Origin of the sequence: Citrobacter sp., assembly GCF_050252275.1 — a bacterium.
GTDB lineage: Bacteria > Pseudomonadota > Gammaproteobacteria > Enterobacterales > Enterobacteriaceae > Citrobacter_A > Citrobacter_A amalonaticus.
The window spans coordinates 1-23,974 of record NZ_JBFWLF010000033.1 but is presented as its reverse complement, the minus strand read 5'-3'; the positions used below and the strand labels follow the sequence as shown (position 1 = coordinate 23,974).

The 23,974-nt window shown below is 52.0% G+C and carries 30 protein-coding genes and 5 tRNA genes; 18 read left to right on the top strand and 17 right to left on the bottom strand.

The genetic code is table 11. The features are described from left to right. The coding region (locus tag AB7E14_RS04760) for a nicotinate-nucleotide--dimethylbenzimidazole phosphoribosyltransferase (RefSeq protein WP_428169366.1) at positions 1-271 on the top strand (271 nt) is incomplete at its 5' end. 119 nt (positions 272-390) lie between these two features. Further along, positions 391-1,323 carry a L,D-transpeptidase gene (gene ldtA, locus AB7E14_RS04755; protein ID WP_316961815.1) on the top strand — a complete coding sequence of 311 codons (933 nt, stop codon included), beginning with the start codon at positions 391-393 and terminating at the stop codon, positions 1,321-1,323. Between the two features lie 61 nt (positions 1,324-1,384). On the opposite strand, the gene AB7E14_RS04750 is transcribed toward ldtA, so the two are convergent. From AB7E14_RS04750 to AB7E14_RS04740, 3 genes are all read right to left on the bottom strand, one after another. Then, positions 1,385-1,460 (bottom strand) — tRNA-Asn (locus tag AB7E14_RS04750). A 99-nt stretch (positions 1,461-1,559) separates the two neighbouring features. Continuing rightward, positions 1,560-3,047, bottom strand: a complete 1,488-nt coding sequence (locus tag AB7E14_RS04745) for an EmmdR/YeeO family multidrug/toxin efflux MATE transporter (RefSeq protein ID WP_044266802.1) — start codon at positions 3,045-3,047, stop codon at positions 1,560-1,562. Position 3,048: 1 nt separating this feature from the next. Further along, positions 3,049-3,201: a DUF5951 family protein gene (locus tag AB7E14_RS04740; RefSeq protein ID WP_220132970.1), complete on the bottom strand. Its 153-nt coding sequence runs from the start codon at positions 3,199-3,201 to the stop codon at positions 3,049-3,051. Between the two features lie 6 nt (positions 3,202-3,207). On the opposite strand from AB7E14_RS04740, the gene AB7E14_RS04735 reads away from it, so the two are divergent. Next, positions 3,208-3,283, top strand: a tRNA-Asn gene (locus AB7E14_RS04735). 54 nt (positions 3,284-3,337) lie between these two features. Here the strand turns inward: AB7E14_RS04735 and AB7E14_RS04730 are convergent. The 3 genes from AB7E14_RS04730 to AB7E14_RS04720 form a co-directional block, all read right to left on the bottom strand. Beyond that, the gene (locus AB7E14_RS04730; protein WP_043000265.1) at positions 3,338-4,792 is read right to left on the bottom strand and encodes an AMP nucleosidase; all 1,455 of its coding nucleotides are present in this window, start codon (positions 4,790-4,792) and stop codon (positions 3,338-3,340) included. A 115-nt stretch (positions 4,793-4,907) separates the two neighbouring features. Further along, entirely contained in the window at positions 4,908-6,224 is a 1,317-nt protein-coding gene (gene shiA, locus AB7E14_RS04725; RefSeq protein ID WP_316961814.1) for a shikimate transporter, read from the bottom strand. Positions 6,225-6,432: 208 nt separating this feature from the next. Next, positions 6,433-6,508 (bottom strand) — tRNA-Asn (locus AB7E14_RS04720). A gap of 327 nt (positions 6,509-6,835) precedes the next feature. On the opposite strand from AB7E14_RS04720, the gene nac reads away from it, so the two are divergent. Both nac and cbl read left to right on the top strand, forming a co-directional pair. Next, the gene (nac, locus tag AB7E14_RS04715) at positions 6,836-7,753 is read left to right on the top strand and encodes a nitrogen assimilation transcriptional regulator NAC (protein ID WP_044266804.1); all 918 of its coding nucleotides are present in this window, start codon (positions 6,836-6,838) and stop codon (positions 7,751-7,753) included. A gap of 101 nt (positions 7,754-7,854) precedes the next feature. Next, positions 7,855-8,805 carry an HTH-type transcriptional regulator Cbl gene (cbl, locus tag AB7E14_RS04710; RefSeq protein ID WP_316961844.1) on the top strand — a complete coding sequence of 317 codons (951 nt, stop codon included), beginning with the start codon at positions 7,855-7,857 and terminating at the stop codon, positions 8,803-8,805. Positions 8,806-8,841: 36 nt separating this feature from the next. Here the strand turns inward: cbl and AB7E14_RS04705 are convergent. Then, positions 8,842-8,917, bottom strand: a tRNA-Asn gene (locus AB7E14_RS04705). Between the two features lie 100 nt (positions 8,918-9,017). Further along, a complete protein-coding gene (gene mtfA, locus AB7E14_RS04700) occupies positions 9,018-9,815 on the bottom strand; it encodes a DgsA anti-repressor MtfA (RefSeq protein WP_043000268.1) in 798 nt (265 codons plus the stop codon). A gap of 93 nt (positions 9,816-9,908) precedes the next feature. On the opposite strand from mtfA, the gene AB7E14_RS04695 reads away from it, so the two are divergent. Next, positions 9,909-9,998, top strand: a tRNA-Ser gene (locus tag AB7E14_RS04695). Positions 9,999-10,112: 114 nt separating this feature from the next. On the opposite strand, the gene AB7E14_RS04690 is transcribed toward AB7E14_RS04695, so the two are convergent. The 8 genes from AB7E14_RS04690 to AB7E14_RS04655 are packed head-to-tail and all read right to left on the bottom strand — an operon-like array spanning position 10,113 to position 14,444. Continuing rightward, on the bottom strand, positions 10,113-11,102 hold the full coding sequence (locus AB7E14_RS04690) for a tyrosine-type recombinase/integrase (RefSeq protein WP_428169365.1): 990 nt from the start codon (positions 11,100-11,102) through the stop codon (positions 10,113-10,115). A gap of 4 nt (positions 11,103-11,106) precedes the next feature. Further along, positions 11,107-11,328: a DUF4224 domain-containing protein gene (locus AB7E14_RS04685; protein ID WP_086512914.1), complete on the bottom strand. Its 222-nt coding sequence runs from the start codon at positions 11,326-11,328 to the stop codon at positions 11,107-11,109. A 42-nt stretch (positions 11,329-11,370) separates the two neighbouring features. Then, the gene (locus AB7E14_RS04680; RefSeq protein ID WP_428169364.1) at positions 11,371-12,018 is read right to left on the bottom strand and encodes a hypothetical protein; all 648 of its coding nucleotides are present in this window, start codon (positions 12,016-12,018) and stop codon (positions 11,371-11,373) included. Between the two features lie 9 nt (positions 12,019-12,027). Continuing rightward, entirely contained in the window at positions 12,028-12,252 is a 225-nt protein-coding gene (locus AB7E14_RS04675; protein WP_428169363.1) for a hypothetical protein, read from the bottom strand. Positions 12,253-12,254: 2 nt separating this feature from the next. Next, entirely contained in the window at positions 12,255-12,773 is a 519-nt protein-coding gene (locus AB7E14_RS04670) for an ead/Ea22-like family protein (protein ID WP_428169362.1), read from the bottom strand. Beyond that, entirely contained in the window at positions 12,770-13,846 is a 1,077-nt protein-coding gene (locus tag AB7E14_RS04665; RefSeq protein ID WP_428169361.1) for a DGQHR domain-containing protein, read from the bottom strand. Before AB7E14_RS04665 ends, AB7E14_RS04670 begins: the two co-directional genes overlap by 4 nt. Beyond that, the gene (locus AB7E14_RS04660) at positions 13,843-14,049 is read right to left on the bottom strand and encodes a hypothetical protein (RefSeq protein ID WP_229745497.1); all 207 of its coding nucleotides are present in this window, start codon (positions 14,047-14,049) and stop codon (positions 13,843-13,845) included. Before AB7E14_RS04660 ends, AB7E14_RS04665 begins: the two co-directional genes overlap by 4 nt. Then, positions 14,046-14,444, bottom strand: a complete 399-nt coding sequence (locus AB7E14_RS04655) for a hypothetical protein (protein ID WP_428169360.1) — start codon at positions 14,442-14,444, stop codon at positions 14,046-14,048. The genes AB7E14_RS04660 and AB7E14_RS04655 overlap by 4 nt, the downstream gene beginning before the upstream one ends. A gap of 134 nt (positions 14,445-14,578) precedes the next feature. On the opposite strand from AB7E14_RS04655, the gene AB7E14_RS04650 reads away from it, so the two are divergent. Beyond that, on the top strand, positions 14,579-15,070 hold the full coding sequence (locus tag AB7E14_RS04650; protein WP_428169359.1) for a hypothetical protein: 492 nt from the start codon (positions 14,579-14,581) through the stop codon (positions 15,068-15,070). Between the two features lie 192 nt (positions 15,071-15,262). Here AB7E14_RS04650 and AB7E14_RS04645 read toward each other — a convergent pair whose 3' ends face one another. After that, entirely contained in the window at positions 15,263-15,937 is a 675-nt protein-coding gene (locus AB7E14_RS04645; RefSeq protein ID WP_428169367.1) for a LexA family protein, read from the bottom strand. Between the two features lie 88 nt (positions 15,938-16,025). On the opposite strand from AB7E14_RS04645, the gene AB7E14_RS04640 reads away from it, so the two are divergent. The 11 genes from AB7E14_RS04640 to AB7E14_RS04590 all read left to right on the top strand — a co-directional run. Next, on the top strand, positions 16,026-16,226 hold the full coding sequence (locus AB7E14_RS04640; protein WP_044268867.1) for a YdaS family helix-turn-helix protein: 201 nt from the start codon (positions 16,026-16,028) through the stop codon (positions 16,224-16,226). Between the two features lie 43 nt (positions 16,227-16,269). After that, positions 16,270-16,824, top strand: a complete 555-nt coding sequence (locus tag AB7E14_RS04635) for a YmfL family putative regulatory protein (protein WP_428169358.1) — start codon at positions 16,270-16,272, stop codon at positions 16,822-16,824. Positions 16,825-16,987: 163 nt separating this feature from the next. Further along, complete coding sequence (locus tag AB7E14_RS04630; protein ID WP_428169357.1) at positions 16,988-17,173, top strand: DUF4222 domain-containing protein; 186 nt, start codon at positions 16,988-16,990, stop codon at positions 17,171-17,173. Next, positions 17,157-18,089: a conserved phage C-terminal domain-containing protein gene (locus tag AB7E14_RS04625; RefSeq protein ID WP_428169356.1), complete on the top strand. Its 933-nt coding sequence runs from the start codon at positions 17,157-17,159 to the stop codon at positions 18,087-18,089. Before AB7E14_RS04630 ends, AB7E14_RS04625 begins: the two co-directional genes overlap by 17 nt. Beyond that, positions 18,089-18,967 carry a phage N-6-adenine-methyltransferase gene (locus tag AB7E14_RS04620; RefSeq protein ID WP_428169355.1) on the top strand — a complete coding sequence of 293 codons (879 nt, stop codon included), beginning with the start codon at positions 18,089-18,091 and terminating at the stop codon, positions 18,965-18,967. The genes AB7E14_RS04625 and AB7E14_RS04620 overlap by 1 nt, the downstream gene beginning before the upstream one ends. Beyond that, positions 18,960-20,942, top strand: coding sequence for a DNA cytosine methyltransferase (locus tag AB7E14_RS04615; RefSeq protein ID WP_428169354.1), 1,983 nt, complete (start codon positions 18,960-18,962; stop codon positions 20,940-20,942). Before AB7E14_RS04620 ends, AB7E14_RS04615 begins: the two co-directional genes overlap by 8 nt. Beyond that, positions 20,939-21,259, top strand: a complete 321-nt coding sequence (locus tag AB7E14_RS04610) for a LexA family protein (RefSeq protein WP_313900287.1) — start codon at positions 20,939-20,941, stop codon at positions 21,257-21,259. Before AB7E14_RS04615 ends, AB7E14_RS04610 begins: the two co-directional genes overlap by 4 nt. Further along, entirely contained in the window at positions 21,256-21,645 is a 390-nt protein-coding gene (locus AB7E14_RS04605; protein WP_046401832.1) for a RusA family crossover junction endodeoxyribonuclease, read from the top strand. The genes AB7E14_RS04610 and AB7E14_RS04605 overlap by 4 nt, the downstream gene beginning before the upstream one ends. Before the next feature lie 16 nt (positions 21,646-21,661). Continuing rightward, positions 21,662-22,345 (top strand): phage antirepressor KilAC domain-containing protein, encoded by a 684-nt coding sequence (locus AB7E14_RS04600; protein WP_428169353.1) that lies wholly within the window; start codon positions 21,662-21,664, stop codon positions 22,343-22,345. Next, on the top strand, positions 22,342-23,331 hold the full coding sequence (locus tag AB7E14_RS04595) for a DUF968 domain-containing protein (protein ID WP_192479558.1): 990 nt from the start codon (positions 22,342-22,344) through the stop codon (positions 23,329-23,331). The genes AB7E14_RS04600 and AB7E14_RS04595 overlap by 4 nt, the downstream gene beginning before the upstream one ends. Positions 23,332-23,344: 13 nt before the next feature. After that, on the top strand, positions 23,345-23,974 hold a 630-nt coding region (locus tag AB7E14_RS04590), incomplete at its 3' end, for an antitermination protein (protein ID WP_428169352.1).

The following is a 23,974-nucleotide window of genomic DNA, read 5'->3' as shown; positions in this document are numbered from 1 at the left end:
CCTGTCCTATTCCGCTGCGCTGGCCGCCTGTCAGATTGCGCCGGAGATCAAACCGTATCTGATCCCATCACATTTCTCCGCCGAAAAGGGCGCACGGATTGCGCTGGAGCACCTGGAGCTCGAACCTTATCTCAACATGGGAATGCGCCTGGGTGAGGGGAGCGGTGCTGCACTGGCGATGCCGATTGTGGAAGCGGCCTGCGCGATGTACAGCAACATGGGAGAACTGGCCGCCAGCAATATCGTGCTGCCGGATGGCAAAGAAGCGTAATAAAGTGACCTTGCCTGGCCGGTAAACCGCGCAGTTTGCTGGTCAGCGTGAGAGAAGAGGTTAATCGCCTTTAAAAACGCTATAATTTGCCCACATCTGCCGCGACTGAGGAAAGGGAAATGTTGCCTCGTGTAAAATTGTTTTGTTCATTATTTATGCTGCTTGCAAGCCAGAGCGCGCTGGCTGTCAGCTATCCACTGCCACCTGAAGGAAGTCGTCTGGTTGGAAATCCGCTGACGATTACCGTTCCCGACAAGAATACGCAACCGCTTGAAGCATTTGCCGCTCAGTATGGGCAGGGGCTGAGTAATATGCTGGAAGCGAATCCGGATGTGGATGTGTTCCTTCCGAAGTCGGGTTCAACGCTGATTGTGCCGCAGCAAATCATTCTGCCTGCTACCGTTCGTCAGGGCATTGTTGTGAACGTGGCGGAGATGCGTCTTTACTACTATCCAAACGGCAGCAACACGGTTGAGATTTTCCCGATTGGTATTGGCCAGGCAGGACGAGAAACGCCGCGTAACTGGGTGACGAGAGTCGAGCGTAAGCAAGAGGCGCCGAGCTGGACACCGACGGCGAATACCCGCCGTGAATACGCAAGCAGGGGAGAAAGCCTGCCCGCCTTCGTTCCTGCGGGGCCGGATAACCCGATGGGGCTGTACGCCATCTATATCGGCAAGCTGTACGCTATTCATGGCACCAACGCAAATTTCGGCATTGGTCTGCGCGTGAGCCAGGGCTGCATTCGTTTACGCAATGATGATATCGAACATCTTTTCCAGAACGTGCCCGTCGGCACCCGCGTGCAGATTATCGATCAGCCGGTGAAAACCACGACGGAACCTGACGGTAGTCACTGGATAGAAGTGCATGAACCACTGTCCCGCAACCGCGCGGAATATGAATCTGACAGAATAGTCCCGCTGCCGATCACACCTGTGATGCGTAGCTTTATGAGCGCTGAGGGTGTGGATACGAACCGTGTCAGCGAAGCGCTCGAACGCCGTTCGGGGATGCCCGTCAACATCAGCCACGGACAAACCCGCATTTAATGACGCCGGAATGGTGTTCTGAAAAGCAAAAAGCCCGCTAAAAAGCGGGCTCTTCAAAATTTGGCTCCTCTGACTGGACTCGAACCAGTGACATACGGATTAACAGTCCGCCGTTCTACCGACTGAACTACAGAGGAATCGTGTGAACGGGGCGCATATTAGCGACGCCCACTGCCGTTGTCAAAGCCTGAATGCACCGTCGCGATCGTTTGTCGAAATATTCCTCATTTCGTTGTTTATTCAGACGCAACGGGTGATTTTGTCAGCTTTTGATGTTCCGGGCGCGGGTATTTCCACAGCCAACGTCCGCTAACCATACGCCAGTAAAACAGCGCTGCACGTACCGCCCAGTCGAAGAACATTCCCATCCAGACCCCGACAACACCCCAGCCAAGTACAATCCCCAGCGTATAACCAGCAACCACTCGACAGCCCCACATTCCCAGCATCGATACCCACATGGCGAAACGTGCATCGCGCGCGCCTTTAAACCCTGAAGGTAAAACCCAGGAAGCAGCCCAGATCGGCATAAACGCCGCGTTGAGCCAAATCAGGATGACAACCACGTCTTTTACCTCCTGATCGCGGGTGTAAAACGAGGCCATCAGCCCGGCAAACGGCGCGCTCAGCCAGGCAATCGCGGTCAGGCCAATCGTGGAAAGCCAGAACACGTGGCGCAATTGAATCTCCGCCTGGGCAATCTGTCCGTTTCCAAGACGTCTTCCGGTAATAATGGTGGATGCCGACCCCAGCGCGTTTCCTGGCAGGTTAATTAGCGCGGCAATGGAGAATGCGATGAAATTACCGGCAATGACGCTGGTGCCCATCCCGGCGACAAACATCTGCGTTAATAACTTGCCGCCGTTGAACAGTACCGATTCAATGCTGGCCGGGATACCAATCCCCATCACTTCCCAGATAATGGCGAAGTTCAGCGGTTTAAAATAACTTTTCAGCGGAATGCGCAGCGCCGGGTTAAAGCCAATCATCAGCACCCAGATAATGGCAACCGCGCCGATATAGCGCGAAATAGTCAGGCCCAGTCCTGCGCCGACAAAGCCGAGCCCTTGCCAGGAAAATACTCCGTAAATCAGGATGCTACTGATAATTATATTAAGGATATTCATCCCACCATTTATCAGCAGCGGAATTTTCGTATTGCCCGCGCCGCGCAACGCGCCGCTACCAATCAAAGCAATCGCGGCGGCAGGATAACTAAGAACCGTTAATTCCAGGTAAGTCAGCGCCAGCGCCTTCACTTCCGCTGTCGCTTCGCCTGCCACCACATTGATAATCTGCGCGCCAAAGTAATGAATCACCGCCGCCAGGATCACGGCAAACAGCGTCATAATCACCAGAGATTGTCGGGCCGCAGCACGGGCGCGTCGGCGGTCACGTTTACCGAGGCTAAAGGCCACCACCACCGTCGTCCCCAGATCGATAGCGGCAAAAAAAGCCATAATTACCATGTTGAAGCTGTCAGCGAGACCGACGCCCGCCATCGCTTCTTTACCCAACCAACTGACCAGAAACGTACTGAGTACGCCCATCAGCAAAACGCAGGTATTCTCCAGAAAAATAGGCACAGCAAGTGGGGTAATTTCGCGCCAGAAAAGTACCTTATAGCTCTTGCGTTTGGCATACCAGGGCGTGCGGGTGACGGCCTGACGTAGGGCAGCGGAGACGTTCAAAATGGACCTTAGAGAAGAAAGTTGAAACCTCATTTCAAATGATGAGGGAGAAACGGAAAAGCTGCAAAGTTTTTTGCCGATTAAATCTCCGCAATTGCAACAAATTGTTGAGAGAAGCGCCAATTAACCGTGCATGTCTGAAATGGGGTTTGACAAAAGATTTTTCGCCGCTAAGATAAGCCTCCACAACGATTCCTCTGTAGTTCAGTCGGTAGAACGGCGGACTGTTAATCCGTATGTCACTGGTTCGAGTCCAGTCAGAGGAGCCAAATTTAAGAAGCCCGCTTTTTAGCGGGCTTTTTGCTTTCTTCCTCTGGTTCTTCTTAACGGAATGGTGGCTCGTTGAAGGTGCGTAGTTTGCGGGAGTGCAGACGGTCGCCTTCAGCACGCAGCAGGTCAATGGCGCGAATACCAATCTGCAGGTGTTCGGAAATGGCCCCCTCGTAGAAACGGTTTGCCTGACCGGGCAGTTTGATCTCACCGTGCAGCGGTTTATCCGAAACGCACAACAAGGTGCCATAGGGCACTCGGAAACGGTAACCTTGTGCGGCGATGGTGGCGCTTTCCATATCAATTGCCACGGCGCGACTCAGGTTAAAACGTAGCGCAGAGGCGGAGTAGCGCAATTCCCAGTTGCGATCGGAGGTGGTCACCACCGTTCCGGTACGCAGGCGCTGTTTGACCTCTTCACCAGGCATGCCGCTGACCATCTTCGTCGCGTCATACAGGGCGCGCTGTACCTCTGCAATGCTTGGAATGGGGATATCCGGCGGCAGTACCGCATCCAGCACCTGATCGTCACGCAGATAGGCATGGGCAAGCACATAATCGCCAATCGCCTGGCTTTCACGCAGGCCGCCACAGTGACCAATCATCAACCAGACATCCGGGCGCAGAACCGCCAGATGATCGCAAATTGTTTTGGCGTTAGACGGGCCTACGCCAATATTTACCAGCGTGATCCCCTGACCGTCGGCAGTGATCAGATGCCAGGCGGGCATCTGGTGTTTCTTCCAGGCCAGATCGGAAATGGCTTCTTCGGGCGCTTCCGTTTCAGCGGTGATCCAGATGCCTCCGGCGCAGGAAAGCGCAATATATGGGCTGTCCGGATCGAGAATTTGACTGCATCCCCAGCGCACAAACTCATCCACATAGCGGGTGTAGTTGGTGAACAATACGAACGGCTGAAAATGTTCCACCGGCGTGCCGGTATAGTGACGCAACCGGGCGAGTGAGAAATCGACCCGTCGTGCGTCAAAGTGCGACAGGGGAGAATACTCGACGGGATGATAGATGCCATCTGCGGTTTCATCACCAATTTGCGCCAGTTCGGTGGTTGGGAAATGGCGGGTTAGCCCAGCGCTCATTGAGCGGTCAAGTGTGAGCTCAGAACCGTCAATTACGTACGGATAGGGGATCTCATGCTGTGATGGCTCGACGGTGATCTGCGCGTCGTAATCCTGATACAACAGCGTGAGCTGTTCTTCCAGATAGGGGCGAAACAGTCCCGGACGGGTGATGGTCGTGGTATAGCAACCTGCATGAGTAAAACGCCCATAAGCACGGGTTTTCGGGGGATTGGTGGCATTGCCATCCCAGGTAACAGAAAGCGATGGATAAACAAAAAGACCTTTACTCCGGGCGGTGAGATCGGGAAGTTCCCCCGTTTCAATGTACTTGCCAATGGCACTGCGTAGCGCCTGAACCGACTGCTCGTAGAGTGCATCAAGTTTTTCCAGCGCTTGTGCAGGCGTCAGGCTGGAGCCCTTACTCTTCATCTGTGTCTCCTTGTTCTACAGGTGTACTGCTCACCCGATAGTATGTCACCGGAATGTGAAACAAAAGTCAGAGTTTTAGAGAAGAGGCGAGAGCCGAATGGCCCTCGCAGAGAACTCAGGCGTGTTGCTTATCTTTCATCAGCAATGCGGTGGCGGCTGAAATCAGGCAGCCTGCCAGCAGGTAGATAGCCACGCTGTGCCAGTCGCCACCGGAGAAGGTAACCAGCGCCGCGGCGATGAAGGGGGTGAATCCGCCGCCCACCACGCTGGCAACCTGATAACCCACGCCAGCCCCACTGTAGCGATATCCTGCACCGAACATGCCGGTGAACATCGGTTGCTGCACACAGACCACCATGTCATGAGCAATGTTAGCAAGCATGATCGAGAAGAACACAATCCAGAAAATCGACTGTGATTCGAGAGCCATAAAGAACGGAAATGCGCTTAGTGTGCCAATCAACGCACCGGTAATATAGACGCGCCGACGGCCAAAGCGGTCTGCCAGCCAGGCAAAGCAGGGGATGGTCAGGCAGCTTAACCCTCCGACCAACAGGCCGATATTCAGAAAGAGCTCACGCGGCAGGCCGAGGTTTTGCGTCGAGTAATTCAGGGCGAATGCGGTAACGATGTACATAGTCAGCAGTTCGCACAGACGGAGCGCAATAATCTTTAAAAAGGCACCCGGATGGCGTACGAGCGCTTCCATCACCGGCAGGCGCTTTTTCTCTTCAGGCCCCTGCTGTTTCTGCTGTTCAAATTCTGCTGACTCTTCCATCCCGTTTCGCACCCATAACGCACCAAGCACCAGGACGATGCTGAACAGGAACGGAATACGCCAGCCCCAGCTCAGGAACTGCTCGTCGGTCGTCAGATAACTGATCAATGACACAAGGCCTGTGGAAAGCAGCAGGCCGACGCCGTAGCCCACCTGTACGCCGCTGCTGTAGAACGCTTTTTTGTTTTCCGGCGCGCTTTCTACGGAGAGTAATGCGGCACCGCCCCATTCACCGCCGACCGCAAATCCCTGAATCGCGCGCAGCAGTACTAACAGTACCGGCGCCCACCAACCAATAGCGGCGAATGAAGGAAGAATGCCAATCAATGCTGTGGCAATACCCATCATCCAGACGGTGAGCATCAGCATCCGCTTACGGCCTAAGCGATCGCCGAAGTGGCCGAAGATCACGCCGCCCAGCGGACGGAACAGGAAACCGACACCAAAGGTGGCAAATGCGGCAAGCGTACCCATTGCCGGGCTGACCTGCGGGAAAAACTCACGGTTAAAGACCAGTGCGGCGGTAATGCCATAAAGCAGAAAATCGTACCAGTCGACGACGGCACCGGCAAAGCTGCCCAGCGCGGCACGTCTGGCGCGATTAAGCGATGGGGTTTCCTTTACGGAGGGGGTGGAGATGAGGGTGGAATCCATAGTAATCCTGTCTGTACTGATTTTATTATTAGTATGGGAATAAGAGTCACACACATTGCGGCCAACCTATAAGTGGTTGTTATGAGACTACCGCGACAGACAGGAAGAGAAAACGATTTTTAATCCACAAAGGGCAGAACAGGAAAATGAAGCGGATATGGCGTCCGAAAAAGCAAAAAGCCCGCTAAAAAGCGGACTCTTCAAAATTTGGCTCCTCTGACTGGACTCGAACCAGTGACATACGGATTAACAGTCCGCCGTTCTACCGACTGAACTACAGAGGAATCGTGTGAACGAGGCGCATATTAGCGACGACGATTGGGGTTGTCAAAGGGGGAAATGCGATTGTGCGTCTGTTTGCTGACAAAACCAGCAAAGCGGTGAACTTTCGGTCTCCGGTGGGCTTTGCCCCATTCTGGTGCGTGTCTACCCCGGATGGGGCAGATCGGAAACCGCTGACGGGAATCGATATTACCGATAACAATCATAAATGCTTATTTTACGGCGATTTAACACCAATTCCTCCTCTTATCCGAAACTGGCAAGCATCTTGCAATTCTCTCCTGACATCACTGCCAGCATGGGTTCTGGCATTCCGGACAGGAGGCAAAATGAACTTCAGACGATTGAAATATTTCGTGAAAATTGTCGATATTGGTAGCCTGACACAGGCCGCTGAAGTATTGCATATCGCACAGCCCGCGCTGAGTCAGCAGGTTGCCACTCTGGAAGGCGAGCTCAATCAGCAATTGCTCATTCGCACTAAACGAGGGGTGACGCCGACTGAAGCGGGAAAAATCCTCTACACCCATGCGCGGACGATCCTTCGTCAGTGTGAACAGGCGCAGTTAGCTGTCTGTAATGTTGGGCAAACCTTAACGGGACAGGTGTCGATCGGTCTTGCGCCGGGCACTGCCGCGTCGTCAGTCACCATGCCGCTGCTACAGGCGGTGCGCGCAGAACTGCCCGAGGTACTGGTGTATCTGCATGAAAACAGTGGGGCCGTACTGAACGATAAATTGTTGAGTGGTCACCTGGATATGGCGGTGCTCTACGAGCGTTCTCCACAGGCAGGCATTACCAGCCAACCTCTGCTCAAAGAAGACCTCTTCCTTGTTGGTACCCGCGATTGCCCGGGGCAGAGCGTAGACCTTACCGCTGTTGCACAGATGAATCTTTTTCTCCCTCGTGACTACAGCGCAGTCCGGTTGCGGGTTGATGAAGCCTTCTCACTGCGGCGTTTAACGGCGAAAGTCATCGGCGAGATTGAGTCGATAGCCACGCTGACCGCAGCGATTGCCAGCGGCATGGGCGTGACGGTGCTACCGGAATCCGCCGCGCGTTCTCTGTGTGGTGCGGCAAATGGCTGGATGGCACGCATTACTTCGCCGTCGATGAATCTTTCGCTGTCGCTGAATATGTCAGCAAGAGGGAGTTTGTCACCGCAGGCACAGGCGGTGAAAGAGATCCTGATGTCGCTGGTGAGCAGTCCGGCACTGGATAACCGCGAGTTGCAGTTGGTCAGCTAAACGTTATTCCATGACGGAATAAGATGCAGGTTTTTATTATTTGTTATGCCGGACATCTGACTTTAACAATAGCGGCATGTCTGATGTATCCGGAGCAACAAGTGAATTTCCAGCAGCTAAAAATTATCCGTGAGGCAGCCCGTCAGGATTACAACCTGACGGAGGTCGCCAATATGCTCTTTACCTCTCAGTCAGGGGTGAGTCGGCATATTCGCGAGTTAGAAGATGAGCTTGGGATCGATATATTTATCCGTAGGGGCAAGCGTTTGCTTGGCATGACCGAGCCAGGTAAGGCGTTATTGGTTATCGCCGAGCGCATTTTAAATGAAGCCAGTAACGTACGCCGACTGGCGGATTTGTTCACTAATGACACCTCGGGCGTGTTAACTATCGCCACGACACATACGCAAGCGCGATACAGTCTGCCGGGGGTGATCAAAGCCTTCCGCGAATTATTCCCGGAAGTTCGTCTGGAATTAATTCAGGGAACGCCGCAGGAAATAGAGACGTTATTACAAAATGGCGGCGCGGATATTGGTATTGCCAGCGAACGGCTGAGCAACGATCCTCTTTTGGTTGCTTTCCCCTGGTTCCGCTGGCATCACAGCCTGTTAGTGCCGAATAATCATCCATTGACCCTGGTTTCGCCGCTCACGCTGGAGTCGATCGCCCACTGGCCGCTGATCACTTATCGGCAAGGGATCACCGGGCGTTCCCGCATTGATGAAGCTTTTGCCCGTAAAGGTCTGCTGCCGGATATTGTTCTCAGCGCGCAGGATTCCGATGTGATTAAAACCTATGTCGCGTTAGGACTGGGGATTGGTCTGGTGGCGGAACAGTCCAGCGGTGAACAGGAAGAGGGGGCGCTGACGCGGCTGGATACCCGGCATCTGTTTGACGCCAATACTGTCTGGCTGGGACTGAAGCGCGGGCAACTCCAGCGCAACTACGTCTGGCGATTTATCGAACTGTGTAATGCGGGATTGTCCGTGGAGGATATCAAGCGGCAGGTGATGGAGCCTGATGACGTGGCGATTGATTATCAGATATAAAGCAAAAAGCCCGCTAAAAAGCGGGCTTTTTAAATTTGGCTCCTCTGACTGGACTCGAACCAGTGACATACGGATTAACAGTCCGCCGTTCTACCGACTGAACTACAGAGGAATCGTGTGAACGAGGCGCATAATACTGACCTCGCTACGGCGTGTCAACAGTAAAATTAGCACGCTTTTTCAAGTGGTTAATTAATCCCCAAAATGGAGGATCAGTGAACCTGCGCAGGGTCAAATGGGTCATCGTCTTCGTTATCACGAAGGCGTTGCAGAGGGTCCTGCTGATAGAACTGGCAGAAACGTTGCCACAGCGCGGGGAACCGTGGCGCAAAGAGTTCCGGGGCGCTGAAGAAATATTCTGACAGGACCGCAAAACATTCCGCCGGATCGCTCGCCGCATAGGCATCAATGCTCGATGCCGTTTCACCCACCAGATCAATTTCATCCTGAATATTGTTCATTGCGGCGTGCAGGTCATGCTCCCAACTGGCGACTTCCCGCAGAGGAATCAGCGGGATGCCGCTGGCGCGATCGCCATTGCGCATGTCCAGCTTATGGGCAACTTCATGAATAATTAGGTTAAATCCGGAGGCGTCGAAGGAGTCCTGAATATCCAGCCAGTTCAGGATGATTGGTCCTTGCTGCCAGCTTTGTCCGGACTGAACAACGCGCTGGTTGTGGACCAGACCAATATCATCTTCCCATTCGTCATCGACGACAAAGGGCGCAGGGTAGATCAGCACCTCATGGAAGCCATCCAGCCATTCGATACCCAGTTCCAGAACCGGCAGACAGAAAAGCAGGGCGATGCGCGCGCTTTTCAGCGAGTCGAGTTCGAAACCCTGAAGGGCGACCAGCCTTTTTTGTTGCAGGAATCGCTCTGCCAGCGCAATGAGTCTGGCTTGTTCTTGCGCGGTCAGGGTCACAAGCAGGGGGATTGCAAGGGCTTCCTCCCACTGAGCAGACTCATTTTGTGCGGTGTCTTGTGCTTTCCAGGGCCACTTAATCATCGATTTGCTCGCAAACTCGTCACTTGAACAAAATTGAAGGGACAGGGTCTGTTAAAATGCCAAATTACCTGGCATGATGGCAACCATCAAAACGGAGAGATGCCGGAGCGGCTGAACGGACCGGTCTCGAAAACCGGAGTAGGGGCAACTCTACCGGGGGTTCAAATCCCCCTCTCTCCGCCACTATTCAAGCACTTACCCTTCCTGTTGTCAGTGACACACATCCCGTTGAGAAAAAATGAGAAAATCCAGTGAGAAAAAATAGCGCCAGAGTAATATCTGACGCTACGGTGTAAATCACATTTTTCTGTTCAGGGTTGGGCTTATTTTTACCTTTCTGTCGTAAACGAGAACCTGAGATTCTGTTTTGTGCCCACTGAATTTCTGTTTATCTCGTCCCGTACCTTCGTAGTCAGAAATGCCTTTAGCCTTTAGATCATGGAATGTGCAATCCAGAGGTCTTCCAAGATGGTTGGCTGCCGCTGTTCTTGCTTTTCGCCATGCCTCATTAAACCCTTTGTAAGAGTAACGCTCTCCATACATGGTTTTAATAACTGACCCCGTTTCCCCCCACGATCTACAAATATCAACTGCCGCACGCAGGCGATCAGTCCACGCCTTGATCTGCTTAACTCCCGTCTTGCCCTGCTGAATAAAAATTCCTTTATCCATTATCTGCGGCCAGTCCATTTTCAGGACATCGGATACCCTCGCTGCACATAAATAAGCTATTTCCATTGCGGCTTTAACCGGCTCACTGGCGTGTTCATAAATCGCCAGGTATTCCTCATCTGTGATGTAGCGATCACGCTGTGGTTTAGGGAACTTGTCCACACCAACACATGGATTACCAGGAACGAAGCCACGTTGATAACCCCAGCGATAAACGCGAGACATCGAGCTATGTTCATGGTTGGCCTGGACACGGCTTTTCTTTCCTCTGGCATCCATGTATCGTCTGACATGCTCTGGCTTAATGACTTTAGCCTCAGCCTCACCGAAAACGGCCAGCAGATATTTTTCATGTGCCAGATAGTCTTTCTGTGTTCGCGGGGCCAGATCTGCATAATCCGTGCTGTTGAGGAACTTCTTCCACAATTGGGAGAAGGTAAGAATATTTTTCCTGCCTTCAACCACCTTCTCGAAAGCGATCCATACCTCTGATTTTGAGGCGCCGGCAGGTGCCAGTTTTTCTGTTGTTCCACCTGGTTTCCAGTAGTAACCAGAAGGGCGAAAGAAAACGCCCTTTGGCATCCACTCGTTACCGGGTGCGCGTTTGCGACCCATAATTTCACTCTATTGCGTTAAAGTTCATGCCCGGAGTGGGCAGGGACCCTGCTGGTGGATTTAACCTGAATGGGTGATTTATATGATACCAGGTTGTTTTTACTGCACCGTCCCGGCGTTCAATGAAATAAATACCATTCTGGGTTAATACTTCTTTTTGCCGAGCCTTCTGTGGTGATCCAGTAGCTTCAGCAAGTTCATCATCAGTCAGGAAGCGATCGCTCATGAGTCGTTCTCCACTTAGCCCGGCTGCACCCGGGCTGTAACATCAAATATCAGTGCTGGTGGCTGAATGCAATGGTGATGCAGCGAGCATCTTCTGATAAGCGGCATCCATTGCTGTAAATGAACCCGTTAGCCCAAGCAGGAGAAGCATCGCTTCAGTCGGTTCTTTTGGTACCAGCGCATAGCCATCCGGAATTACTGGGGAGCTCAACTCATCACGATTACTTACAGGTTGGCTACCTTTGGCGCCGCGGCAGACATCAGGAGGAGTAAACCCGATAACCTGATCGCCCTCGGTCACCAGGCGAATTAACATGGCCAGGTTATCGATCAGCTCGTATTCAACCTTGTTCCAGTCCCCACGCCCTTCCGTGTAGTGGATAACCTCTTTGATAACCTCGCCACTTTCCTCAGCTACCTTATTCAGTACATAGTTCGGTTGCGGGTATTTGCGCATTGCTTTATCAGCACGCAATCGCGCTGCTGAAACGAGCGATGAGAAGTAATCCTCCGGCGCTGGCGGGGCGGTAACTTTACGGTGTTCCTGTAGCTCTGTGACCAGTTCGAAAATCGCGGCATGGTGCGAATATTCCGGCGCATCTTTCGCTGTTTCGCTCATTGAAATTTTCGCCTCTGCCTTCCAGGCGCTTAGCGTTTCGTCTGTTAGTTTGTTATTGATAATAGTGGTCATGGGTTAGTCCTATGGCGTCCAGTAGGTGAGTTCTTCGGCAACATGCCAGTTAGCGTCAGCCTGGTCCGTAAACGGCGGGTCAGTTTTCAAGTGTTCTTCAACTGTGATTGCGGCATTCTCACGGCAGAATGCTTTCCATCCCTTACGTCCTGTTTTCCATCCTCGATGCCAACCCAAAGCTTTTGTTTCGGTACGCCATGCGCGGTTCGTTAACTGCATTTGTGATTTAGCCATGCTCACTCCCCCTTACCGATGCCAGCGGCGGCGCGTTCTGCGTCATAGAGCCATGCATCAATCGGATTAAGCGAGTTTTCGATGGGCGCACCGCCAGATTGATACATCAGAGCCTTTGCACGCAAAAACACTTCACGCATCGCCCCCAGTTCAGCTATGCGCTTCTCTGATGCTGCCAACTTGCGTTTTACGTCCTCGTTTTCCTCAACCAAAGAACATGCCGCTTCATGGTCAACTGCTGCCGTATGCTCTGCGGCTTCCAGATCATCCAGCAGCGCCAGCACATCTGGGTCGCTGACATCGACGATGGTGACTATGGACTGTTCGTAATGGTCATCAGCAATGCTTCGCTCTGCGGCGTAGTGGCACCCTTTATCGTCGTAGGTCGCCCCTGTACAGCCGTAAGTAATGCGGGTGGCAGACATTCGCTGAACTGTCATTTCAGCGCCACAAATGTGGCATTTAGGTACTGGTTGCGGTGAATAGCGCTCACGCAGCGCCTGTTTGTCGATGTTGCTCATTGGCCGACCTCCGTATTGAATGTCCCCGTCGTTATAGCTGCAACCAGTCTCTGCGCTGCGGCTTTTTGTGCAGGGACGCTGGCAATAACAGTTGCTCTCTCCTTGCTGGTATCAGCGCAAACACCTCCCCATGAAGATATAAGGAAGAACTCTTCCAGTTCGGTCATTGTGGCTTTTGTCACCAGCTCTTCAATCATCTGCACTATGATGTGTGCAGGGCGACGCCTCAGCAGTTCCTGGATCGCGAAACCGAACGCATTGATCATTACCGCGTGAAACTGAATGTAATCTCGTTTGTATTCAGCAGGTGATACACCGTGTCGGATACCTTCAATAGCTGTCAGTTTCAGCCAGGCTTCCCAAAGGTCATACACATCACCAGTAGAAAGCGCTTCGTCCCCGTTACCCGCGAATTTTGCTGTTGCATCCCCAACAGCCTTAAAACTTATCCAGAAGTCGCTTTTTGCCGGAACCACGCTGTGTTCAAAGTCGGTGATCTCCGAGAACACTGCGTGAGTGGAGAGGAAGGACACCATCGTCTGGGCAATCTGATCCCTGCCGTTATAGGCCATGTTGATAGCGGCTGATGGTTTGGAAACGTTGTTATTGATATCAGAGAAAAATTGCTGACGTGTCTTAAGCGGAAGTTGCAGAGTCATCATTAAAGGAACATGCAGATTTATATCGTATTCTTTGCAGAACTGAGATATACCAGCGGCGCGATGCTGACCATCAAAAAGTTTAATCTCGGCGTCCATAGGGAACCGGACAACCCCAACGTTTGTATTACCGAATTCTTCAAACTCAACATGAGAAGCGCAGTTACCGACCAACGGCGGGATAATGAAAGGCTCTTTATTGTCTGTTGCCGTCACCAGATAATCGTAAAACTTCTTAACGCGGGACTTGTTTATTTCGCGCTGTGAACGCTCAAGCGTGTGTCCGTAATTATCTGCAGAAAGAACGCGAGTTAAAACTCTTCCGGGAACGCTCATCAGCAATACCAATGTATTCCCCTGCAATCCTCGGGACGCAGGAAAATCAAAGTAATATTCCATGCTTAACTTACTCATTGTACGGTCTCCGCGCTGATTGGCTTGATACTGTCCAGGAGCAACCGGCGGCGCATGTTAGGGGCGCCCCAGCGGTAACCAGTCTTTTTGTCGTAGGACTCACAACGCCCGACAACCCAGGAATTTTCAGTGGAATGCAGTTTCAGCCGCTTTTTCCCATCGCGGGTTATGACGATCCCAGTGTGCGTTTTGATAGCTTTCATGCCTGCACGCCTCGATGTTGTGAGGATATAGACTTATGTTCTTCCGCAATATTTATCACCGCATCGGTAACTGGTGTCAGGTCGCGCAGCTCTCTCTGTGCTTCCAGCAGATGCAGGTTGCAGCGTGTTTTGGTGTGACGTTCAACAATGCGGTCGCATTCTTTAGCCCAACTCGTTACGTCTTCACGAAGTACAGTGTTTTCAATAGCCAGTGCATTACGCTGTTCCATTGATTCACATAGTGCATCGCAGGTAGTAGCGAGACGTGTAGCCAGTTCATTTATCAGTTGAGCAGACGCTACTGGCAGATATTTAGCAGCGGTACGAGCTGCATCTATCAGTTGCTCTCTGGTCATGCGTGGTTGTAACTCAGTGACGTTCTGCGTGTTTGTCATGGTTAGTTTCTCCGTGTTATATGCGCTCTGCACAGCGCGAAAATTCAAAAATATAGTTAAAGCTTTCGCTTTTTTCTCCGATTATATTTTTGAATTTTCTGGGTTATTTAAAACGTCGATTAAGGAAGGGCATAGTGGCTAAGGAAAAACTAGAAGTACCCTTTGAGGGAAATGACCAATACTATGAAGGTATTCGTGGACTTATGATCAGCACTATTTGTTCAGTGTTTGGAGTTATCCTTTATGCTGCTTTGTTAGGTAAATTAACGTGGAGCAATCTTAGCCTCGATACAATGATTGCATTGTTTGGCTGGGCATTCGTATGTTTTGTAATATGGGGACTGTCCTTCAAAAGAACCAATAGAGTGCTTATTTCTTTTGCAGATCCTACACCTCGCCCAAAAGTAGCTGGTCTTTTCTTGATTCTTCTATACATAGTTATTGGCACCTTTTGCGCTCTTCTATTCGATGCTTTGACTATGTTAGATAACCCTTTGACTACAGTTGATGATTTTTGGAAAACATTTAAAGCATTCCTTATTACCGCGGGGTGTCTGTTCGTCTTCCTATTTGCTTTTGGCAATTACGCAGTAAATAAGGTTTCCCCTTTAAAAGATTCAGAATAACTATTTGTTAAAGAGCTAAGCGTCCTATGGGCGCTTTTTTGTTGTCTGCGAATCATCCGGCCATTCATACGCCACCGGCGGCTACTTCGTGGGCGTCCTGCCTGTTCGCTGTTGCTTGTAGGTACATTATGTACCGTTAAGGTACATTGTCAAGCATAAAAAAACCTGCCGAAGCAGGTTTACTGTGAAAAATTAAGGTTTATGTCTGTATCTTCTGGGCTTTCCTGAGAAAACTACAGTACCAATTATTGAGCAATTACCATTAATCTTGACGTATGGCTCAGGCCAGTTAGGGTTCAATGCTTTGAGAAATTTTGCACCACTGTCTTCTATAAGCCTTTTAAATGTTGTCTCACCAGAATCATGCATTAGGGCTATGACATCATCACCATGCGTTGCAGCGACCTCAGGATCGACAAAAATCATATCGCCAGGACGATATTCGTCGATCATTGAGTCTCCAATTACACGTAGGATATATGTCATAGGGCCGCATGGCACGGGACAAGGATAGGTTTCAACACTATTCAAATCTACCTCAGCATAACCAGAATCGGTCCATGCTCCTGCCTGCACCCAGGATATAACGGGAACCATAGTAATGTTTCTATTAGTGTCGGAAACATCAGGTTCTTTTGCAACATTAGTCGATTGATGTTCTGTATCTAACCACCCCTGAGGAAGATCGAAACATTTTTCGATGTGTCTGGCCATAGTGTCACCAATACCTTTGGTGGCACCTTCTCCCATGAACCTGCTGGTCTGGGTTGGCTCGCGATCGATCATGTTAGCAAAGTAAGTATTACCGCCAACACCATCTCTCAATTTTCTGGCGTTTAACCGCCTGATTTCCTGGATAGTTTTCATCAGTAAATTAAACAATGTGTACCCCAGTGGTACAAGTACCTTGATGGTTCATTTCTTTCGTGTAATATGTACACAGGAGGTACATATCATGAAAGAGTATTGGGACTCTTTAACCAAAGAGCAACAAGGTGATTTAGCCGGAAGCGTTGGGTCAACACCTGGCTACCTGCGCTTAGTTTTTAATGGTTACAAAAAAGCCGGTTTTTCCTTAGCTAAAAAGCTGGAAGAAACCACTTCTGGAATTATCAGCAAATCCGATCTTCGTCCTGACATTTATCCAAAACAGTAACAAATATTTCGTTTTTTATAACCACAGAAGAGAGGAACAAGCCGTGGGAAAAGAACCCGAATGGAAAGTTGATAAGCAACCATCCTGGCTGGTGGGCGCAATCAAAAAGACGATCACCGAATTGCCTGGCGGTTATGCCGAGGCTGCTGAGTGGTTGGGCGTTACCGAAAATGCACTGTTTAACCGCCTTCGGGCTGATGGTGATCAGATCTTCCCGCTTGGCTGGGCAATGGTGTTACAGAGAGCTGGTGGCTCAAACCATATTGCGAATGCTATCGCACGTCACTCTAACGGTGTTTTTGTGCCTTTGGCTGATGTTGAAGAGATTGAGAACGGCGATATCAACCAGCGCCTGATGGAGTCAGTCGAGTGGATTGGTAAGCACTCGCAGTTCGTTCGCAAGGCAACAGCAGACGGTGTGATTGATGAGAAGGAACGAGCCCAGATCGAAGAGAACAGCTATCAGGTGATGGCTAAATGGCAGGAACACTTAACGCTGCTTTTTCGCGTCTTTTGTGCGCCGAAAAAGAGTGACGCCCGCGAGTGTGCAGCTCCGGGCGCCGTGGCGTGTCGTATCAGTGGAGAAACTAACGCATGAACAGTTTAACGGTAAAGAACCGCATACCGCAACTACGTGCATTCCCTGTTCGGGGTTACATCATGTTTCGGTATGAGCGCATGGTATCAGGCCGCTGGGTTCCCTGTAACCACAGTCGGGCGATGGCAATTGTGGGGGTATGGCGCCGTAGAGGGGAATCCTTATGCGAGAACTTAACCGATGGTTCAAAGACCACTACGGAATCCCCGTTCGCGTTGTCCGATGGGAACCGGAAACTCGCCGCGTTATTTACCTGCGTAAAGGCTATGAGCATGAGTGCTTCAGCCCGCTTGAGCAGTTCCAGCGCAAGTTTACTGAGATAAAGGACGATCATGAGCCAGATATTTGAAATCGTTCAGTCGCTGTCGGGCCAGCGCAACGCAATAACAATCCCGGTCCCTTACCTTGATTTTTTTTCCGGTGATCAGCAGGCGCATGCTTTGGGGGCAGTTCTCAACCAGTTGGTCTTCTGGTCCGGGAAATCAGACCTGAAGGATGGCTGGTTCTACAAAGAGCACAGTGAGTTAGCTGCGGAAATTCGTGGAGTCAGTGAAGACCAGGTACAGCGGCTGGTAAACAAGATTTGCACTCGCTGGTTACCTGGAATTGTTGATAAAGCGCAAAAGCAGGTAAACGGTACGAAAAAGACGCACTACCGTATAGACGGGGATGCATTAATCGAGGCTTTATTCCCTACAACACTGGATTCCGCAGAATCGCGGAACGGGAAACGCGAAGTCGCGGAACCTATTCCGCAGAATCACGGAACCGAAAACGCAGAATCGCGGAACCATAACCGCGAAGTCGCGGAACCTATTCTCTATACAGATCATTACTCAGATCACCACAAACAGATCATAAAACCTTCTTGTCCGGTTGCGTTGCAACCAGACCCTGAAGTTGCGATCACCGATAACGCCATTCTGGTTTTAACCCATTTGAACCAGGTCAGCGGTTCCCGTTATCAGAAATCAAAAACCTCGCTGGAAAATATTCGTGCTCGTCTGCGTGAAGGTTACAGCGTCGCTGATCTGCAACTGGTTATCGACCTGAAACACGAGCACTGGAACGGCAACGATGAGCAGTACCAGTACATGCGCCCTGAAACATTGTTTGGCCCGAAAAAATTTGAGGGGTATCTGCAAAGCGGGATCCGCTGGGACAAGAAGGGGCGTCCGCCACGTGAATGCTGGGGCGAAAAGAAACATGACCCAATGAAGTTCGGTCCAGTTGATACCAAAATTCCAAAGGGGTTCAGGGGATAATGACAAACAAATATTGCCAGGCGCTGGCGGAACTGCGCAGCAAACCAGCCCACGAACTGAAAGAGGTTGGCGATCAATGGCGTACTCCGGATCTGTTGTTTTGGGGGATCAACGCAATATTTGGGCCGTTGGTTCTGGATCTGTTTGCTGACGACGATAACGCGAAATGCCCGGTATGGTACACCGCCGAAGATAATGCGCTGACGCAGGACTGGTCTGAACGTCTGGCAGAACTTGGCGGCGCAGGTTATGGCAACCCACCGTATAGCCGTTCTCAGTACCACGAGAAGCAGGCAATCACTGGCATGACACACATTATGAATTACGCAGCAGCCCAGCGCGAAAAGGGTGGGCGTTACGTGTTCCTCATTAAAGCGGCGACAAGTGAAACATGGTGGCCTGAAGATGCCGATCACATTATGTTTATTCGTGGTCGCATTGGTTTCGATCTCCCTGTGTGGTTTGTTCCTGCTGACGATAAGCAGAAACCCACTGGTGCTTTCTTTGCTGGTGCCATTGCAATCTTCGATAAGTCATGGCGCGGCGAGCGTTTCAGTTACATCAGCCGTACCGATCTGGAGGAAAAAGGGAAGGCGTTTCTGTCGCTGGCCACATTTGCCGCTGGCAAGGCCCGGCAGGCAGAAGCAGTACAGCCAACTATGCCGCTGACATTGCCAGAAGTCGAATCGCGTATCTGGCCTCTCGAGGTTGGTCTGGTGTTTAACCAGGTGGATGGCGTTGACGCCCTGACTGAGTCACAGCAGAACAAGCTGAAAGGCAATATCAATCAGCTATGGCTTGAACGTATGCCCACCAGCGAAATTATTGCTGTTGCCTCTGGTCTTGCCAGCAGCATGCAGGGGGTGACTCATGCGTGAGATTATCGTTGATAACTTTGCTGGTGGCGGTGGCGCGTCAACCGGTATTGAAATGGCGATTGGTCGTAGTGTTGATATCGCGATCAACCATGACGAGAACGCGATCGCAATGCACAAGACGAACCACCCGGACACACTTCACTACTGCGAATCCGTATTTGAAGTGGATCCGCGCGCGGCGACGGGTGGCTTACCGGTTGCCCTGGCATGGTTTAGTCCTGATTGTCGCCATTTTTCGAAAGCCAAAGGTGCGAAGCCAGTAGAAAAAGCGATTCGTGGTCTGGCCTGGGTTGTTCTGCGCTGGGCACTCGATGTTAAACCCCGTGTGATGAAGCTGGAGAACGTCGAAGAGTTTAAAACGTGGGGACCGCTTCTTGCTGGTGAAATGCGCCCGGATCCTGAACGTGTTGGCGAAACCTTCCAGGCTTTCGTCGCTATGCTGACGACGGGGATTTCTCCCGATCATCCGGCGCTGGTGGAGTGCTGTGAATTCCTGGGTATTCCTCTCGACAGCGAGGACGCCGCCAGATTGGTAAAAGGTCTGGGTTATGTCGTTGAGTATCGCGAACTGCGCGCCTGTGATTACGGTGCGCCGACGATCAGAAAACGCTTCTTCATGGTTATGCGCTGTGACGGGAAACCGATAGTGTGGCCGGAGCCAACACACGGGGATCCGAAGTCACCGGCGGTTCAGGCAGGCAAGCTGGCACCGTGGCGCACCGCTGCGGAGTGCATCGACTGGACTATTCCTGCGCCGTCGATCTTCGACCGCAAAAAGCCCCTGGCAGTGAATACGCTCAAGCGCATCGCGCGCGGTATTCAGCGTTTCGTTATCGACAGCGCGTCGCCGTTTATCGTGAAGTGCAACCATACCAGCACCAAAACGCATTACGACTGCTTCCGGGGCCAGTCGCTGGAAGAACCGCTGCAGACAATCACCAAAGCCCCCGGCTACGCAATCGCGGTACCGCACCTGACGAAATTCAGAACAGGCGCGACAGGGCAGGATGTCACACAACCAGTCCCGACAATCACCGCCGGCGCGTCACGGCGCCCGGGCGGGAATGGTCATGCTCTCGGCATCGTTGAGGCCGCGCTTACACCGTTCCTGGCTGGTAACGGTGGCAGTGAGTACCAGGCAAAGCCGCGCCCGCTGGATAAACCCGCTCACACCATCCTGAAACAGTCTCGTGCCTGTCTGGTTGCGCCGGTTATCGCTCGCCAGTTTGGGGCCAGCATCGGTCACCGGGCAGACGAGCCGAGTGCGACGATTACGGCGGGCGGCGGCGGTCATTCACAGCTGGTGACGCCAACGTTGATCCAGATGGGTTATGGCGAAAGACCGGGGCAGGACCCGCGCGTGTTGCAGCTTGAAAAGCCGCTGGGGACAGTAACCGCTGGTGGTAACAAGTTCGCCGTGGCCAGCGCATTTCTGGCGAAGCACTACGGCGGCAACTATACGGGGCCGGGCGTCGGGCTGGATGAACCAGTCCACTCGGTGACGACGGTCGATCATCATGCTGTTGTGGCTTCTCACCTGGTAAAACTGCGCGGCACCTGTCGCGATGGTCAGCCCACGAGTGAACCAATGCCGACAGTTACGGCCGGTGGTCTGCATGTCGGGGAAGTCAAAACCACACTGGCGGTTGAAGACTACGACGAACACCGCGCACAGCAGGCGCTGGCGTTTCTGCGTGAATACTGCGGCGAGGAATGCACCGGGATGGTCGACATCGATGGGATAACGTACCGCATCGTCGATATCGGTATGCGCATGCTTCAGCCGCACGAGCTCTATCGCGCACAGGGCTTCCCTGACTGGTACATCATCGATCAGGATTATCGCGGCAAGCGCTACGCCAAAGATAAACAAGTGGTCCGCTGCGGCAATGCAGTCCCGCCACCGTTCGCTGAAGCGCTGGTGCGCGCCAATTTGCCTGAGCTATGTGTGAGTAAGGAGGAACAGGCAGCATGATGAACTTAACGGCTCGCCAGCAGCATGTACTGGATACCCTGATCAGCTTTCAACGCGAGCATGGTTATCCTCCAACCAATACAGAACTTTCAGGGCTGCTGGGATGCAGCTCCCCAAATGCCGCTGCGGATCATCTGCGCGCACTGGAGAGGAAAGGAGCTATCACCCTGACGCGTGGCGTTTCGCGGGGAATAGCCATCAACGATCCGGAGAACGTTGCTGATGCAGATTCCCTGCTGCATGCGCTTGTGAATGGTGAGGATGGTGCGAAGGACCGCGCAATCGCCTATCTCAAAAACAAGGGGATCCGGGTATGAAACTGGTGCTGCCGTTTCCTCCAAGTGTGAACACGTACTGGCGCGCCCCGAATAAGGGGCCGCTGGCGGGGCGTCACCTGATTAGTGCCAAAGGTCGCCAGTTCCAGTCGTCAGCATGTGCGGCAATCATTGAACAACTGCGCATGCTCCCTAAGCCGTCATCGTCACCGGCGGCTGTCGAAATAATCCTGTTCCCGCCGGACAACCGGATCCGGGATCTGGATAACTACAACAAAGCGCTGTTTGACGCTCTTACCCATGCGGGGATCTGGGAGGACGACAGCCAGGTAAAAAGAATGCTGGTGGAGTGGGGGCCGATTATCCCGAAGGGGAAAGTGGAAATCACTATCACCAAATTTGAACCGGGGGCGGGTGCAGCCGCCTGATAAGTGGAGAGCAATTATGAATCAGTTAGCAACCGCGGCGTTAACCATGTCCAGCAGTGATATCGCTGATTTAGTGGAATCACGTCATGATCACGTTAAGCGCTCAATTGAACGGCTGGCAGAGCGCGGTGTTATTAAACTCCCCCCGATGGGGGAAGTTAAAAATCACCTCAATCAGTCGGTAGCCGTCTACCTGATAGGAAAGCGGGACAGTTATGTGGTTGTGGCTCAGTTGTCGCCAGAGTTCACTGCGCGGCTTGTTGATCGATGGCAGGAACTGGAGCAGGCGCAACAGCAGGCGATCCCTCAGTCATTCTCTGAAGCACTGCGGCTTGCCGCTGATCTGGCGGAGCAAAAGCAGAAACTAACCACTGAACTGGCAGCAGCGGCGCCAAAGGTGGAATTTGTCGATCGCTACTGCTCTGCCAGTGGGTCAATGTCGTTCCGGCAGGTGGCAAAATTACTTAAGGCAAAGGAAAACGAGTTCCGCCTGTTTCTGATTGATCGCGGCATCCTTTATCGCCTGGGTGGTACGCTTACACCGATGGCGGCGCACATTGATGCGGGGCGATTTGAGGTTAAGACGGGGACCTCTGTCACTTCAAACCACGCGTTCAGCCAGGCGAGGTTTACTGCTAAAGGGGTGCGCTGGATCGGCGGTCTATGGGCGGAACATATTGCTAAGGGGCAGGCAGCGTGAGGGCTTTGCTGACACCTGAAATAGCTCATCGAATGGGGGTTGTGCTTTTCCGTCCCGGCGCTGAACTGATGCCGCTATTTATGCGCGGGCGGGTTTTACTCGAGCCAGAACCTGAAAGCATGGCCTCTTACGATACTGGTCCTGTGCCGGCAGCGGTTCAGCCACTGGCAGACGATCCGGTAATGAGTGGGATATTTGAAAATCAGCGCGTTATTCAGCGCGCTGGCGGATTGTCTTCGCTTGATACCTGGCTAAATGAAAAGTTCGAATGCCAGTGGCCCCATTCAACATGGCACGACAAGAATTTCACGATCATGCGGCATAAGCCCGGAAGCATCCGGTTGTGCTGGCACTGCGACCACACCCTCGCTGGACAATACACGGAACAGCTTGCAGGTATAGCCAGCAAAAACCTGGTATCCTGGATCATGTCAGTCATCCGTACGGATTTAGGTTTTCCAGAGTCGCATGTACTGACCCTCCCGGAGCTGTGCTGGTGGATGGTCAGAAATGATCTGGGAGATGTTATTCCTGAAAGTGTTGCGCATAAGGCGCTGAGATTGCCGGTTGAAGAACCGAAATCGATCATGCGAGAAAGCGATATTGTGCCCTCGTTACCGGCCACCAGCATTGTGCAGGAGAAGGCGAAGAAGGTACTGACACTCAGGATTGATCCGGAATCGCCGGAAAGCTTCATGCTACGCCCGAAGCGGAGACGCTGGGAAAATGAGAAATACACGCGCTGGGTGAAGGCCCAGCCGTGCGCCTGCTGTGGTAAGCAGGCAGATGATCCGCACCACCTGATAGGCCACGGTCAGGGCGGCATGGGGACAAAAGCGCATGACCTCTGGGTGTTGCCTTTGTGCAGAAAGCATCACGATGAGTTACATGCGGATACCGTGGCATTCGAAGAGAAATACGGCTCGCAGCTGGAGTTGATATTTCGTTTTATCGATCGCGCGCTTGCAATTGGTGTGCTGGCGTAAGTGGAGAACATGTATGAACCTTGAATCATTACCAAAATTTTACTCACCAAAATCACCGAAACTAAATGATGAAACGCCAGCAACCAGCTCTGAGGCGTTAACAATAACTGATGTGATGGCTGCGCAGGGCATGGTGCAGTCAATGGCACCACTTGGGTTTAATCTGTTTCTGGCAAAGATGGGAATACAGGATCCAACACCTGCACTGGAGGGGCTGTTTAACTACGCCATGGCAATGAAAAATCCGGTATTACAAAAACTAAGTGAGAAGTCCCGTCTTGAAATTCTTCCTGTACTGGTGAAGTTTGCATATGAGGACTATTCCCGTTCGGCGGCGAGTAAATCAGTTTGCCCACATTGCAATGGTGAAGGGGTGTTACGTTCAAGGTGTGATGTTGTAAAACATCCAGGCGTAAAAGGTGTAGAGCCGATGATCCGCAATGAGGAAGTCGAAGAAGTTTGCCATCATTGTAAGGGTAAGGGAGCTATCTCGACAGCATGCAGAGGATGTAAGGGGAAGGGAACTGTACTTGTTGAGAAGCGCACGAAACTCCACGGTGTGCCGGTAATGAAAGTATGCGGTCGCTGTAATGGCAATCGTTACAGCAGGCTGCCAACAACGATCGCCCGGGCACAGGTGCAA